Origin of the sequence: Micromonospora sp. NPDC047644 (assembly GCF_040704315.1) — a bacterium.
GTDB lineage: Bacteria > Actinomycetota > Actinomycetes > Mycobacteriales > Micromonosporaceae > Micromonospora.
Map to the genome: position 1 here is coordinate 605,566 of NZ_JBEYSY010000001.1, position 14,492 is coordinate 620,057.

The 14,492-nt window shown below is 71.8% G+C and carries 14 protein-coding genes and 3 tRNA genes; 12 read left to right on the forward strand and 5 right to left on the reverse strand.

All coding sequences use genetic code 11. The features are described from left to right. Positions 1-46: 46 nt before the first annotated feature. A complete protein-coding gene (locus AB0877_RS02820) occupies positions 47-1,123 on the forward strand; it encodes a serine hydrolase domain-containing protein (RefSeq protein WP_366606004.1) in 1,077 nt (358 codons plus the stop codon). Here AB0877_RS02820 and AB0877_RS02825 read toward each other — a convergent pair whose 3' ends face one another. Both AB0877_RS02825 and AB0877_RS02830 read right to left on the reverse strand, forming a co-directional pair. After that, the gene (locus AB0877_RS02825; protein ID WP_366606006.1) at positions 1,124-2,449 is read right to left on the reverse strand and encodes a deoxyribodipyrimidine photo-lyase; all 1,326 of its coding nucleotides are present in this window, start codon (positions 2,447-2,449) and stop codon (positions 1,124-1,126) included. Then, entirely contained in the window at positions 2,446-3,369 is a 924-nt protein-coding gene (locus AB0877_RS02830) for a phytoene/squalene synthase family protein (RefSeq protein ID WP_366606008.1), read from the reverse strand. Before AB0877_RS02830 ends, AB0877_RS02825 begins: the two co-directional genes overlap by 4 nt. A gap of 64 nt (positions 3,370-3,433) precedes the next feature. On the opposite strand from AB0877_RS02830, the gene AB0877_RS02835 reads away from it, so the two are divergent. From AB0877_RS02835 to AB0877_RS02870, 8 genes are all read left to right on the forward strand, one after another. Beyond that, positions 3,434-4,576 (forward strand): polyprenyl synthetase family protein, encoded by a 1,143-nt coding sequence (locus AB0877_RS02835; protein ID WP_366606009.1) that lies wholly within the window; start codon positions 3,434-3,436, stop codon positions 4,574-4,576. Between the two features lie 28 nt (positions 4,577-4,604). Then, entirely contained in the window at positions 4,605-6,086 is a 1,482-nt protein-coding gene (crtI, locus tag AB0877_RS02840; RefSeq protein ID WP_366606010.1) for a phytoene desaturase family protein, read from the forward strand. Next, the gene (gene idi / locus AB0877_RS02845; RefSeq protein ID WP_366606012.1) at positions 6,083-6,703 is read left to right on the forward strand and encodes an isopentenyl-diphosphate Delta-isomerase; all 621 of its coding nucleotides are present in this window, start codon (positions 6,083-6,085) and stop codon (positions 6,701-6,703) included. The genes crtI and idi overlap by 4 nt, the downstream gene beginning before the upstream one ends. Further along, positions 6,693-7,637, forward strand: coding sequence for a MerR family transcriptional regulator (locus tag AB0877_RS02850; protein WP_366606014.1), 945 nt, complete (start codon positions 6,693-6,695; stop codon positions 7,635-7,637). Before idi ends, AB0877_RS02850 begins: the two co-directional genes overlap by 11 nt. Positions 7,638-7,712: 75 nt before the next feature. After that, on the forward strand, positions 7,713-8,492 hold the full coding sequence (locus AB0877_RS02855; RefSeq protein WP_366606016.1) for a polysaccharide deacetylase family protein: 780 nt from the start codon (positions 7,713-7,715) through the stop codon (positions 8,490-8,492). 154 nt (positions 8,493-8,646) lie between these two features. After that, a tRNA-Glu gene (locus AB0877_RS02860) sits at positions 8,647-8,719 on the forward strand. Positions 8,720-8,792: 73 nt separating this feature from the next. Next, positions 8,793-8,866 (forward strand) — tRNA-Asp (locus AB0877_RS02865). 97 nt (positions 8,867-8,963) lie between these two features. Next, a tRNA-Phe gene (locus AB0877_RS02870) sits at positions 8,964-9,037 on the forward strand. A gap of 446 nt (positions 9,038-9,483) precedes the next feature. On the opposite strand, the gene AB0877_RS02875 is transcribed toward AB0877_RS02870, so the two are convergent. Next, a complete protein-coding gene (locus tag AB0877_RS02875; protein WP_366606017.1) occupies positions 9,484-10,536 on the reverse strand; it encodes a hypothetical protein in 1,053 nt (350 codons plus the stop codon). A gap of 156 nt (positions 10,537-10,692) precedes the next feature. On the opposite strand from AB0877_RS02875, the gene AB0877_RS02880 reads away from it, so the two are divergent. After that, positions 10,693-11,220, forward strand: coding sequence for an SRPBCC family protein (locus AB0877_RS02880; protein WP_366606019.1), 528 nt, complete (start codon positions 10,693-10,695; stop codon positions 11,218-11,220). Positions 11,221-11,233: 13 nt separating this feature from the next. Here AB0877_RS02880 and AB0877_RS02885 read toward each other — a convergent pair whose 3' ends face one another. After that, positions 11,234-11,938, reverse strand: coding sequence for a DUF2786 domain-containing protein (locus tag AB0877_RS02885; RefSeq protein ID WP_366606021.1), 705 nt, complete (start codon positions 11,936-11,938; stop codon positions 11,234-11,236). A 129-nt stretch (positions 11,939-12,067) separates the two neighbouring features. Here AB0877_RS02885 and AB0877_RS02890 point away from each other — a divergent pair, with 129 nt between their 5' ends. Continuing rightward, the gene (locus AB0877_RS02890; RefSeq protein WP_366606023.1) at positions 12,068-12,508 is read left to right on the forward strand and encodes a hypothetical protein; all 441 of its coding nucleotides are present in this window, start codon (positions 12,068-12,070) and stop codon (positions 12,506-12,508) included. Between the two features lie 56 nt (positions 12,509-12,564). Here the strand turns inward: AB0877_RS02890 and AB0877_RS02895 are convergent, their stop codons facing one another. Then, positions 12,565-12,954 (reverse strand): hypothetical protein, encoded by a 390-nt coding sequence (locus AB0877_RS02895; protein WP_366606025.1) that lies wholly within the window; start codon positions 12,952-12,954, stop codon positions 12,565-12,567. 155 nt (positions 12,955-13,109) lie between these two features. On the opposite strand from AB0877_RS02895, the gene AB0877_RS02900 reads away from it, so the two are divergent. Continuing rightward, positions 13,110-14,456 (forward strand): ABC transporter substrate-binding protein, encoded by a 1,347-nt coding sequence (locus AB0877_RS02900; RefSeq protein ID WP_366606027.1) that lies wholly within the window; start codon positions 13,110-13,112, stop codon positions 14,454-14,456. Positions 14,457-14,492: the final 36 nt, after the last annotated feature.

Genomic DNA, 14,492 nt, shown 5'->3' on the forward strand with positions numbered 1-14,492 from the left:
CGGAAAAGTCGGCACGCGCACCGGCCCGGACGCCTACCGTGGCCGGATGCACGCACGCTTCGCTCCGGTCCGGGACTGCTTCCACGACCTGCTCGCCTCCGGCCGGGAAACCGGCGCCGCCCTGACCATCTGGTACGACGGGCAGCCGGTCGTGGACCTGACCGGTGGCTCCCGCAGCGGCCACGGGCCGGGCGGCGAACCGTGGCTGCCGGACACGCTGGTGAACGTCTACTCGGTCGGCAAGCCGGTGGCCGCGCTCTGCCTGTTGCTGCTCGTCGACCGGGGAACCGTCGATCTCGACGCGCCCGTGGACCGGTACTGGCCGCAGTTCCAGACTCCCGCCACGGTGCGTCAGGTGTTGTCGCACACCGCCGGGCTGCCGGCCTTCCCGGTGCCCCGACCGGCCGCCGCGATCGCCGACTGGGCGCTGCTCACCGGCGACCTGGCCGCCGCCGACCCCGAGTGGGCACCGGGCAGTGTCGCCGGGGAACACGCCTGGACGTACGGGCACCTGGTTGGTGAGGTGGTCCGTCGCGTCGACGGGCGATCGGTGGGCCGTTTCCTGGCCGAGGAGATCGCCGACCGGTGGCAGCTCGACCTCGGCTTCGGGCTGACCGAGGCGGACCAGTCGCGCTGCGCGGACCTGCGGTACGGCGACCCGGGGTGGCCGACCCGGGCACTCGGTGAGCCGGGCTCGTTGCGGGCGCGGGCGCTGGGCAACCCGGCCGGTGGGCTGGACCTGGCCGTGCTGAACAGCCCGCTGTGGCGGGGCGCCGAGATACCGGCCGTCAACCTGCACGCCACCGCTGCGAGCCTGGCCCGGCTCTACGCCGGCCTGCTGGCCGGTGGTGTCCTGGACGGGGTTCGGCTGTTCAGCCCGGAGCTGGTGGCGGAGGCGACCCGGATCCAGTACGACGGGCCGGACCTGGTGCTGGATCGCGACGCCCGCTGGACGCTGGGTATGCAACGGGAGCCGGACGGGAGCTGGGGCATGGGCGGCATCGGCGGCAGCAGCGCGTGGGCCGACCCCGAGCGCGGCTACACCTTCGCGTACGCCACGGCGCACCTCGCCGAGCACGACCGGGTCGACGAACTGGTCGAGGTGTTGCACTCGGTGCTCTGATCAGCGCAGCCAGACGGGGTCGGTGCCGGGCACCGAGAGGGGCGGTGGGTAGTCGAGCGTCTGGCGCAGGGCGTCGGGCAGCCGCCACGGCTGGTGGACGGCTTTGCCCTGTACCGCGGCCAGCTCCGGCACCCACCGGCGCACGTAGTCGCCGTCCGGGTCGTACCGCTCGGCCTGCCGGACCGGGTTGAACCCCCGGTAGGGCTTCGTGTCGTTGCCGGTGCCGGCGACCCACTGCCAGTTGCCGGAGTTGTTCGCCACGTCCCCGTCGAGCAGCCAGCGGAAGAAGACCGCGACCCCGGACCGCCAGTCCTGCCCGAGGTGCTTGGTCAGGTAGCCGGCGGTGATCAGCCGGGCCCGGTTGTGCATCCAGCCCTGGGCCAGCATCTGCCGCATCCCGGCGTCGACGATCGGCATTCCGGTGCGTCCCTCGGCCCAGGCCGCCAACGCGTCGTCGTCGTAGCGCCACTGCTCGGTGGCACCCCGCCGGTACGCCGCTGTCGAGATCTCCGGGAAGGCGGCGGTGACCTGGTAGTAGAAGTCCCGCCAGCAGAGCTGCCGGACGAACGGGCTGGACCGGTCGCCGGCGCGGTTCGCCACCGCGAGCGGCGACACGCAGCCGAAGCGCAGGTACGGGCTGAGCCGGGAGGTGTCGTCGCCGGCCATGTCGTCGTGCTGATCGCCGTACCGGTTCAGCTCGGGCAACCAGTCGGTGAGCCGTTGGCGGGCGACCCGCTCGCCTCCGATGGCCGCGTCGGGCGAGTCGCCGGTCGGCAGCGCCGGCAACCGACCCACGCGTACCCGATCGGGCAACGCGATCCGCTGAGGTGCGGCCAGCTCATCGCGCCACCGGTTGGCCGCCCAGGCCCGGTGGTACGGGCTGAACACCCGGTAGTGGTCGCCGCCACCACCGGGGCGCAACGCGCCCGGCTCGACGACCGTCAACCCGGGAAACAGGCGCAGGTGCAGCCGATGCCGCTCGCACTCGGCGCGTAGTCGCCGCTCCCGGCGGCCGGCGTAGTGGCTGACGTCGGCCGAGAGCGCGACGGCGGTGGCACCGACCTCGCCGGCCAGCCGGATCGTCTCGGACACCGGGTCGCCGTGCCGAACCACCAGGTCGCCGCCACGCTCACGAAGTTGGTCGCGCAGGTCGGCGAGGGCCTGGTGCAGAAAGCGGGTGCGGTTGGCGGAGAGGTCGGCCAGCGCCGGGTCGAGCACGTACAGCGGCACCACCCGATCGAACGCCGCACACGTGGTGGCCAGCGCCGGGTGGTCGTTCACCCGCAGGTCGCGGGTGAACAGCACGATCGCCGTACTCGCGGTCACCGGCTCTCCGGCTCGATCGTCGGCCCGGGGATGACGACCGGCGTACCCGTCGAGGTGAGCAGGGCCCGCGCGGCCACCGCCATCCGTTGCCGCTGCGGCACCAGGGCCCGCTTGACGAAGACGTCGTAGTCCTGCCCGGCAACCTCGTCGAGGATGCCGCCGTAGAGGGCGTACGCGGTGCGCATGCAGGCCTGCGAGGCGGGCGCCAACATGGTGATGCCCGGTGCTGCGGCGGCGTAGTGCGCCTGGGCGCGGGTCACCTCGTACTCGATCAGCTCGCGGATCCGGGGGGTGACACGGCCCCGGGCGCGGGCCTCGGCCAACTCCTCGCGGGTGACCCCGAACTTGGCCATGTCCTCGTCCGGCAGGTAGGTGCGGCCCCGGTCGAGATCCTCGGCGACGTCCCGGATGAAGTTGGTGAGCTGGAAGGCGAAGCCGAGTTGCCGGGCTGGCTCCCGCGCTGCCACCGGGTCGGAGCTGCCGAGGATCGGCAGCATCATGGTGCCGATGACCGCGGCCGAGCCTTCCATGTAGTCGAGCAGGTGGTCGTAGGTCGGGTAAGCGGTGACGGTCAGGTCCATCGCCATGCTCTTCAGAAACGACGCAAAGTCGTCCCGGTCGAGATCGAAGACGGCGATCGTGTGCAGCACCGCCGGCAACAGTGGGTCGTCGACCGGCGCACCGTGCAGACCGGCCACGAACTGGCTGGCCCAGCGGTCCAGCAGAGCGGCCCGCTCGGCCGGCGGCAGGTCCTCGGTGCTGTCCACGATCTCGTCCGCGTACCGCGTGAACCCGTAGAGCGCGTGCACATGTCGTCGTTTCCACGCGGGAAGCAGGCGGGTGGCGAGATAGTAGGTGCGGCCGTGGCGTTTGTGCAGCTCACGGCACCGGTCATAGGCAGCGGTGAGATCAGTTTCCACCGGCCCTCCTCCATTATCGACGCACCAATCGACGCAACTCGTAGCCTAGGGTACGCTCAGCCGCATGGCCAACGACGCAGTTGCGGGCAACGTGACCCGCGTGGCGCCGGCAGGGCCGGGCGACGGAGACGATCCGGTCCGCGCCGTTCTGGCTGCTTATACCCACGATCTGGTCACGGCGGTCGATGAAACCCTCGACACCTTCCTCACCGCCGAGGTCGACACCCTCAACGAGATCGACGCGTCGATGGGCAGCTTCGCCGCCACCGCGCGGGAAGCCGTCCTGACCGGCGGCAAGCGGATCCGGTCCACGTTCGCCTACTGGGGCTGGCGCGGGGCCGTCGGCGGCACCGCGGCGCTGCCACCGGTGCTGCCCGCGCTGGCCGCGCTCGAACTGCTGCACACCTTCGCGCTGGTGCACGACGACGTGATGGACGCGTCCACCACCCGCCGTGGCCGCCCCACCGCCCACATCGCGCTCGCCGAACAGCACGTCGCCGCCGGCCACCGGGGAGATCCCGGCCGGTTCGGTGAGGCCGTCGCCGTGCTCATCGGCGACCTCTGCATGGTCTGGGCCGACCAGTTGCTGGCCCACGCCTCGGTGCCGTCGACCCGGCTCTTCGAGGTGCGCCGCTGCTACGACCAGATGCGGGTCGAGACGGTCGCCGGGCAGTATCTCGACGTGCTCGGCGAGAACGACCCGGCCAGCTGGTCGGTCGACCGGGCGCTACGGGTGGCCCGCTACAAGACCGCCAGCTACACCGTCCAGCGACCACTGCTCTTCGGCGCCTGCCTGGCCGGGGTGCCAGCCGACGACCCGCTCGCCTCCGCGTACACCCGCTACGGCCTGGCTGTCGGCGAAGCGTTCCAGCTCCGCGACGACCTGCTCGGCGTCTACGGCGACCCGGCGGCCACCGGCAAGCCGGCCGGGGACGACCTGCGCACCGGCAAGCCGACCACGCTGCTCACGCTGGCCCGTGAGCTGGCCACCCCGGCCCAGCTCGCGGCGTTGGAGCGGGCCGCCGACGGGTCGGTCGACACACTCGCCGAGCTGGTCGCCGAGACCGGCGCGGTGACCCGGGTGGAGCAGATGATCGCCGAGCGGGTCAGCGACGCGCTGGCCGCGCTCGACGCCGCACCCGTGGACCAGACGGCGCGGACCGCGTTGACCGGGCTGGCCACCGCCGCTGCCAACCGGCGGGCCTGATGATCGACTTGAGCGAGGAGGTGGTCACGTGCGGACGGTGACAGGACGGACGGACCGGGTGGTGGTCGTCGGGGCCGGGCTGGGCGGGCTCGCCTGCGCGCTGCACCTGGCCGGCAGCGGTCGGCAGGTGACGGTGCTGGAACGCGAGCCGGTGCCCGGCGGGCGGGCCGGACGCCTCGGCGTGGACGGCTACGAGTTCGACACCGGCCCGACCGTGCTCACCATGCCCGACCTGATCGCCGAGGCGCTCGGCGCGGTCGGCGAGGAGCTGCACGACTGGCTGGACCTGACCCCGCTCGACCCCGCCTACCGGGCGTACTACCCGGACGGCTCGACCCTCGACGTGCTCACCGACACCACCCGGATGGCGGCCGAGATCTCCCGGGTCTGCGGGCCCCGGGAGGCCGACGGCTACCTGCGGTTCGTCGAATACGCGCGAGAGCTGTGGCGGCTGGAGCGCACCGACTTCATCGAGCGCAACCTGGACGCGCCGACCGACCTGATCACCGGCAACCTGCTCAAACTGCTCGGCGGCGGGGCCTTCCGACGCCTCCAGACGAAGATCAACCAGTTCTTCCGGGACCCGCGTACCCAGCGGATCTTCTCCTTCCAGGCGATGTACGCCGGCCTCGCGCCACACGACGCGCTGGCCATCTACGCGGTGATCGCGTACCTCGACTCGGTGGCCGGCGTCTACTTCCCACGCGGCGGCATCCACGCGGTCTCCAGGGCGATGGCCGGGGCCGCCGAGAAGCACGGCGTGCAGATCCGGTACGACACCACGGTGACCCGGGTGGAGACCGTCAACGGCCGCGCCACCGGCGTGCTCACCGCCGACGGCGACCTGGTGCCGGCGGACGTGGTGGTGCTCAACCCCGACCTGCCGGTCGCCTACCGGGAGCTGCTCCCCGCCGCGCCGCAGCGCCGACTCACCTACTCGCCGTCCTGCGTCGTTCTGCACGTCGGCTCCCGACAGGGCTATGCGAAGATCGCCCACCACAACATCCATTTCGGTCGCGCGTGGAAGGGCACCTTCGATGAGGTCATCCGACGGGGTGAGCTGATGACCGATCCGTCGCTGCTGGTGACCAACCCCAGCCGGACCGACCCCGCGGTGGCCCCGCCGGACCGACACACCTACTACGTGCTCGCCCCGGTGCCCAACCTGCACCGGGCACCGTTCGAGTGGCGCGGCGACCTGACCCAGCGCTACACCGACCAGCTCATCGGCACCCTGGAGGAGCGCGGCTACGTCGGCTTCGGCGCCGGGGTCGAGGTGCTCCGGGCGATCACCCCCGCCGAGTGGGAGGAGCAGGGGATGGCCGCCGGCACCCCGTTCGCCGCCGCGCACACCCTCTTCCAGACCGGCCCGTTCCGCCCGTCCAACCTGCACCGCGACCTGTCGAACGTGGTCTTCGTCGGCTCCGGGACCCAACCCGGCGTCGGCGTACCGATGGTGCTCATCTCCGGCAAGCTCGCCGCCGGCCGGATCACCGGGGAAGGCCGATGAGCAGCCGTGAGAAGCACCTCGTCGAGCTCGTCGACGAGACCGGCACGGCCCACGGCGAGACGACCGTCGCGGCCGCGCACCAACCACCGGGGCAGCTGCACCGGGCCTTCTCGGTGTTGCTGGTGGACCCGGACGGCCAGGTGCTGCTCCAGCGCCGAGCCGCCGTCAAGACCCGGTTCCCGCTGCGCTGGGCCAACTCCTGCTGCGGCCACCCGCAGCCTGGCGAGTCGCCGGCCGAGGCGGCCAACCGGCGGCTGAGCGAGGAGTTGGGCGCGGGCCCGGTCGAGCTGACCGAGGTCGGCGTCTACGTCTACTACGCCGAGGACCCGGCGACCGGTCGGGTCGAGTTCGAGTACGACCACGTGCTGCGCGGCGAGTTCCTGCCCGGCGCTCCACTGCTGCCCGACCCGGACGAGGTCGCCGAGCTGCGGTGGGCCGACCCCGCCGCGTTGGAGGCCGAGTTGAAGCTCGACCCCCGGTCGTACGCGCCCTGGTTGGGCGGGGTGGTGAACCGGCTGCTCCGCCCCGCGGAGTCCGGCTCGGGCGGGACCGGCCCGGCCATGACGCCGACCGGATCGGCGGCGGACGACACGGCGGAGCGGTCGGGTGGTCGATGAGGCGCTGAGCGCGGGCGCCGTCGCACGTCGGTTGGGGGTCGCGGTGACGACCCTCCGCACCTGGCACCAGCGCTACGGGCTCGGGCCCAGCGAACACATCCCCGGCCACCACCGCCGGTACACACCCGCCGATCTGGCCCGTCTCGACATCATGCGACGGCTCACCGCCGAGGGGGTGAGCCCCGCCGAGGCGGCCCGGTGGGCCCGCCAGGCACCCGACCCGATGCCCAACGGCACCGTCGCCCCCGCCCGGGTCCACCCGACCGGCCGGGACGGCGGCGGCTCCATCCCGGTCGGCCGTGCCGGTCCGGCGGCCCGCGGCCTGGCCCGGGCCGCCATGCGACTGGACACCGCGGCGATCAGCGAGACGATCGCGCACGCCCTGGCGACCAGCGGGGTCGTGGCCACCTGGGAGGGTCTGCTGCGTCCGGTGCTCGCCGGCATCGGCGAACGGCACGCCGCCACCGCCGGCCTGATCGAGGTGGAACACCTGATGTCCCGCTGCGTCTCGGAGGCGCTCGCGGCGGCCAGCCGGGCCAACGTCCCCAGCGGGCCGGCCCGGATCCTGCTCTCCTGCGCCGACGAGGAGCAGCACACGCTGCCGCTGGAGGCGTTGGCGGCAGCTCTCGCGGAGGCTGGCGTCAGCTACCGGATGCTCGGCGCCCGGGTGCCGGTGGCCGCTCTCGTCGAGGCGGTCAACCGGACCGGACCGGCCGCCGTGGTGCTCTGGTCGCACACCCGGGCCACCGCCGACCCGACCCAACTCAGCGCACTGCTCGCGGCCCCCCGGCGCCCGTTGCTGGTGCTCGCCGCCGGCCCCGGCTGGCGAGCCGACACGCTGCCCGCCGGGGTGGTGCGGCCGGTCGACCTGGCCGAGGCGGTCTCGCTCTGCGCCGCCGTCCGCGACTCCCTGGACCAGTCGAGGCGTGATTGATCGCACTGTCGCCGAATCGCGGCGTGAACTACCGTCGGGCGGGTCCGCCTACCCCGACCCTCCGGGAGCGAGCAGATGCAAGCCCGCGCCATCCTGGCGTCCGTCCTCGCCGTGGCGCTGCTCCTGTCCGGCTGCGCCCAGCCACACCGCACCATCACGCCCGCCGCCGCGCCGAAGCCGGTGGAATCGAAGCCACCCACCCCGACACCGCACCCCAGCGTCACCAAGCCGGCCAAGCCGCCACTGCGGCCGCTGCCGGCCAAGCTCCCCTCCGGCCTGGGGCGCAACACCGGCGTACGCCCGGTGGCCCTGACGTTCGACGACGGGCCCAGCCCGGCCTGGACGCCCAAGGTGCTCGACCAGTTGAAGGCCGCCAAGGTGACAGCGACCTTCTGCGTCGTCGGTCGCGAGGCACAGCGTCACCCGGAGTTGATCCGGCGGATCGTCCGGGAGGGACACCAGCTCTGCAACCACAGCTGGAAGCACGACCTCCAGCTTGCCCGTCGACCCCTCGGCGAGATCCGGGCCGACCTGGACCGCACCAACAAGGCCATCCAGAAGGCCGTTCCCGGCGCGAAGGTGTCGTTCTACCGGCAGCCCGGCGGCCGGTGGACGGCGGAGGTGGTCGGGGTGGCCAAGGACCTCGGCATGCGTCCGCTGCACTGGTCGGTCGACCCGCAGGACTGGGACAAGCCGACCGCGGCCACGATCGGCAAGCGGATCCACGCCGCCAGTCGCCCCGGCGCGATCGTTCTCCTGCACGACGGGGGCGGAAATCGGGCCGCGACGCTCGCCGCGTGCCCGAAGGTGATCGCCGACCTGAAGAAGCGCTTCGGCATCACCCGACTCCGCTAGAACCGCTCTGACCTGCAGTTATGGCCCGCCCTAAGCCCTTGCGGACACCGATTTTGTCGACCGACGGAGCATCACGTATGCTTTCGAAGCCTCCGGCGGGGCCGGATGGGAGCAAGTCCGCTTGAAGTTGCGAGTGTGCAATGATGGCGGGGCCGCCCTCATCGTCTAGCGGCCCAGGACGCCGCCCTTTCAAGGCGGTAGCACGGGTTCGAATCCCGTTGGGGGCACGACCGGCGCAAGCCGGAGCAAGGCCGGCGCAAGCCGGAGCAAGGCCGGCGCAAGCCGGAGCAACAAAAGCTAGGTCCTGTGGAGCAGTTGGAGTGCTCGCCGCCCTGTCAAGGCGGAGGTCGCGGGTTCAAGTCCCGTCAGGACCGCAGCGCTGACGCCGCGCCCCGCGCGGCGTTCTGCGTATCGGAGCAGGTCGCCTTGCCGCCGGTTCGTCCGGTTGCCGGGTAACATGTGCCGAGACACGGCCAGGTAGCTCAGTTGGTACGAGCGTCCGACTGAAAATCGGAAGGTCGGCGGTTCGACCCCGCCCCTGGCCACATAGCCTTTCGCCGGGCTACAGAGGTCCCCACCAGCGAATACGCAGGTGGGGATCTTGCTATTTCCGGCATTTTCCCCGAACACGGGCTGCGCGGCTGTGCCGACGTCAGCCTTACCCCGGCACCGCGACGCGCAACGGGACCCCGGCATCGCTATACGGCTCGCGGCATCGCCGCCACCTCCAAGATCGTGCTCGATCCAGGAAAGAGTGGTCTCGGACCGCGGACGAGGCCACTAGATCAAGGATCGAGCACGATCTTGCGGGAAAGCATGGCCTGGCGACGCGCCGGACCACACCTGCGAGCGGCAGCCCGCGCACTATCAGGGAAAGTGCGGCCTCCCGACCGGCTGAGGCAGCACCTTCCCTGACATTGCTCAGATCTTGGCACCCTTCGCGTGGCCACCAGTCGGAAACACGCCCTGCTCGACCGGGATCGGTGCCTCGTCAGTGGTCGCGGCGGCCCGGCGGACGATGCTGGGCCACGCTGCCCTGGATCGCCTCCCACACGCTGCGTCCGGCTTCTCGCAGCGTCTCCCCCGCCTGCTCGGCGAACTGGGCTGCGCTCTGCGCCGCAGCCTGCGCCGCGCCCGGCAGACCACCGTCGCCGCCACCGGAAGACGGGCTCGGACCCGACCCATCCGACTGCTTGCGGGCCTCTTCGGTGCGACGCGGACGCTCGTGCCGCTGACCTTCCGAGCCCTGGGCCGCCGGCGGGCCGGCCTCTGACTCACGGCCCTTCGAACGCTGACCCTCGGCACGTTGGCCCTGCGGCTGCGCCTGGTCGGCCGGTCCTGGGCCGCCGGCTCGCGGTCCAGGACCGCCGGCACCCGGTCCCGAGCCGACCGGACCAGCCTCGGACCGACCAGCCTCGGACCGACCAGCATCCGACCGACCAGCATCCGGTCGACCAGGCCCAGGCTGATCCAGCTCCGGCTGTTCCAGACCATGGCGATCGGGACCCGACCGGCCAGCGACCGATGGCCGACCTGGACGAGTCCGATCGGAGCCCAGTCGGTCGCGGTCGGCCACTGGGCTGGCCGCGCCGAACTGCCGGTTCGGCTCGTCGCGGACGTCGTCCGAGCGTCGACTCGATGCCTTGATCTCCGCCGCGCCTGCGGCCAGCTGCTGGCCGCCGCGGTTCACGTCGTCGACGGCGGTGCCGGCCGTACGGGCGAGCATCTCGATGATGTGTGGGTTGTGGTCGAGCGTGTCGAGCGCGCGGCCCAGGATCGTGGTCAACTGCTCCAACCGCACCCGTAGCTGCGCCTCGGCGTTCACCCCGTCGATGTTCAACTCGCCGCCGTTGAGGTGCACCCGTACGCCGGCGTCGACCTGGAGCAGGTTGGCCACCCGGGCCCGCAGCGACAGGTCGGCCTCCAGGCCGTCGACCGCCAGTCGGATGGAGTCGACGGTGACCTTCGGAACGTCGAGCAGGACGTCCGGGTCTGCGTCGTCGACGGTCCGGTCCGGCCCTCGTTGCTGCGCGTTCTCGCTCATGATCTCCCGCCCGCCCGCACGAAGGTCCCGGTCGTCCGCGCGGTTACCCGCTTTCCGGCCGGGCATCCCGTCGGTGACGACTCGACGACCCTCTGTCCGGAACCGGGCACCGCGCGAAGCTGCACACCGAGGCATCAGCCGGTATGGTCCGGGCCTATGGGACAGGAATTGACTGATCCGGCCGACATCCGGCAGGACGTCGGCCAGTTCTCTCTCCGGTGCAGCGTTCTCGTCCCGGGTGCCGCCGAGCACGCATTCGCGGTCTTCAGCGACGAGCTGACCGACTGGTGGGTCACCGAATACACCTGGTCCGGCCCGGCCGCACTGGCCGAGCTGGGCATGGAGCCCCGGGCCGGGGGGATGCTCTACGAGATCGGCCCGTACGGTTTCCGGGCCGACTGGGGCCGGGTGCTCACCTGGGATCCGCCCCGCCGACTGGTCTTCGCGTGGCAGATCGGTCCCGACCGGGCACCGGTGCCGGACCCGGCCCGCGCGAGCGAGGTCGAGGTGCTGTTCCATGCCGAGGGGCCGGAACAGACCCGGCTCGAACTGGAGCACCGGCACTTCGACCGGCACGGCGAGGCCGCCGAGGGTTATCGCAAGGCGCTCACGGCCGGCTGGCACGAGCTGCTCACCCGCTACGTCGCCACGGTGTCGCGCCATCGCCCCAGCACGGCGGCCTGACGACCTACCGGGGTCACCGGCCGAGCCGCCGACCGGCGGCGGCGCCGTCGAGGTCCCGACCACCGAGGTTCGCGCGTTCGCCGGCCTCCGCCCCCGCGCCGAAGCCGGTGCCGCCCAACCGACGTGGCGGTGCCGTCCGTAGCCGCGGGTACTCCTCGGTGAGCCGGCGCTGCACCCGGTCGGAACGGTCGGCCAGCACCAGCGCCACCGACGGGGTGCCCGACTCGCTGGCCGCCGCCGACTCCGCCGCCCAGAGTCGGCCTCCGATCACCTCCGCGAAGCCGGCCAGCCACGAGCGGCGGAAGGCGGCGGGGTGGTCGTCGGCGGGCACCTCGGTGGCGGCCAGGCCGTGGGCCGCCTGCACGAGCAGTGAGGTGAAGAGCAGGTCGACCCGTTCCAGGTCACTGGCGAAGCCGAAGAGGTGCAGGGTGAAGCCGTTGCCCTGTCGACGGCGTACGCAGCGGCAGCGCAGCGGCTCGGCCACCGCGGCCAGCAGGCCGACCTTGTCGCGGGCGTACGGGGCGACGACGTCCAGCACCCGATCGCCGACCGGGTCGGTGGTCGGGTCCCGGGCGGCGAGCAGCGCCCGGTCGACGCCGTAGCGGGCGATCAGCTCGGTCGCCTTGGCGGTGAACGCGGCGGACTCGGCCGGCGTGCAGGCCGGGTCCTCGGCCTGGGCCAACAGCTTGCGCACCTTGCTGAGCATGGCCTCGGACATGCCTAAAGAGCTACCACACGGGCCGGACATCACCGGGGCCGCGCGGCAATCGATCGATACGTATCATCGTCACGGCCAGATGATCAGTCCAATACGGACTGTTGACCAAATGATTGGAGGAACGAACGGATGCCATCCCCGACCGCTCGTCTGCTCGCCGTCGCCACGGCCATCGCTCTGCTCTCCGTCGGCATGCCCGCGCAGGCGGAGCCGACCACACCGACCACGCCGGTCAGCTCCGGGCCGAACCTGTTCGCCCCGCTCGCCACCTGTTACGGCGGGGCGGTCCGGTCCTACTTCGAGACCGGGCGCTACGGCGGCTCAGCCGGCCAGTACCGCACCACGACGCGCTGCCGCGACATCAACGTGCGCAACGCGAGCGTGTACGCCACCGACGCGTGCGTGATTTTCGTTGACAAGACGGGCGCCTGCAACTACTGGACCTACCTGCCGGCCAACTCGGGCTGGATCACGGTAGCGACCAACGTCCGGGACGGCGTCAACTTCCGGGTCCGCTTCGAGAACCTGCGGTACGAGTACGAACCGCTCATCGCGTACCACGCGTTCTGAGCGACCCGCACGGTCGCGGCGTCCGCCTCCGACGGACGCCGCGACCCGGCGGCGGTTCACTCCGCGCGGCTGCGCAGGGTGGCGATCGTCGAGCCGGCGAGTGTGAGCAGGCAGTCGGGGAGCCGCCCGTCGGCGGCCGCCGCGCCGAACAGCGCCTCCCCGGTCGGTTCGTCCCGATTCGCGTACGCGCTGACGAAGCGGGCCACCCAGCGGGTGTCGTACCCGGCCTGGTCGATCCCCGGAAAGTCGAGCGCCGCTCCGCTGGCCGCCGGCGCGTCACCGAGCATCGTCGCGGCCAGGCACCAGGCGACGTCGTACGCGCCGTCCAGGCCGGCCCGGTCGACGACCGCGTCGAAGGCTCCCACCACCGCTTCTCCATCGCCGGTCAGCGCCGAACGGAGCACGGCGGCCGCGTCATCGAACGTCTGCTGTGGTAGGTCCGTCACGCAGCGCACAGTAGGACGGCTGGTCAAGCACCGCCGCAACCGTCACTGTCGGTGTTCAACGTGAGCTACCTGCGCATTACGCTGCCTCCACGGTCCCGCCGCCGGCGTCGGCACGCTAATGTGCGCAGCGGACCTTCGCCGGAGGAAGGACGACCATGTTCGTATCACGCCGCTCGCGGGTAGCCACACTGGCTGCCTGCGCGACGATCCTGCTCGCCACAAGCGCCTGCGGGGATGACAAGCCCGAAGAGGCCAGCGCCCAACAGGTGCGCCTCTACGGCACGGACGGCAACATGCTGAACTCCTATCCAGCGGAGTTGAAGGAACGGGCGAGTCTCGTCGACGGGATGAAGGGCACCACGCCCCTCGTGCCGCTGCCGGACGACTTCAAGGGTCGGCTACGGACCGTCAATCCGGCGCTGACGGACTTCGTGTACTCCGCCGAGACGTACGACGCGGTGGTGATCGCCGTGCTCGCCGCGCAGTTGGCCGGGAGCACCGACCCGGCGGCCATCACCAAGCAGATCGTCGCCGTGACCAACGACGGGCAGCGCTGCGAAGATCCGGCGAGCTGTCTCGCGCTGGCCCGCAACGGGCAGGACATCGAGTACCGCGGCGTGTCGCTGACCCGGGCGGGCTTCACCGACAAGGGTGAGCCGGCCACCGCCAGCTACGCGACGCTGACCTTCGACGGGCAGCAGATCAACGACGGCAAGACCGAGTTCGTCGGCGCCGGCATCGAGTCGGCGGCGAGCACCAAGGCCCCGCCGAAGCCGAAGAAGCAGCGCCCGGGTGACGCCGCCGCCGACCAGGAGCCGCTGATCCTGGGCGGCCTGCTGCCGAAGACCGGTGACCTCTCGATCGCCTACCCGCCGATGGCCGCCGGCGCGGCGCTGGCGATCAAGGAGATCAACGCCGCTGGCGGCGCACTGGGCAAGCCGGTGACGTGGCTCGACGGCGACGACGGCACCAACCCGGCGGTGGCCAAGGCGACGGTCGCCAAGCACGTGACGGACGGCGTCAGCGTGATCATCGGTGCCGGCGGTTCGGGCATCTCCCGGGCGGTGCTGCCGGACGTGGTGCGGGCCGGGAAGATTCTCTTCTCCCCGTCCAACACCGACAGCGGCCTGACCGACGTCGAAGACGAGGGCCTCTACTTCCGTACCGCCCCGCCGGACAGTCTCCAGGGCCGGGCGCTGGCCGACGTGATCCTCCGCGACGGCTCACAGAAGATCGTCATCGTCGCCCGCAAGGACTCCTACGGTGAGGGCCTGCAGGGCACCGTCCGTGACGAGCTGGAGAAGGCCGGTATCGCCAACGACCGGCTCAAGCTGTTGACGTACGAGCCGCCGGTCGACGCGAAGGCCGCTCCGGTCGACTTCAGCGGCGGCGCGAAGGAGATCAAGGAATTCGGCGCGGACGCCGTACTGATCATCGGTTTCGGTGAGTCCGCCCAGGTGATCCGCGGCCTGGCCGACGCCGGGGTGCAGATCCGGCAGTAGGCAGGCCCGGAAACCACGACGGCCGCACCGGCTTCG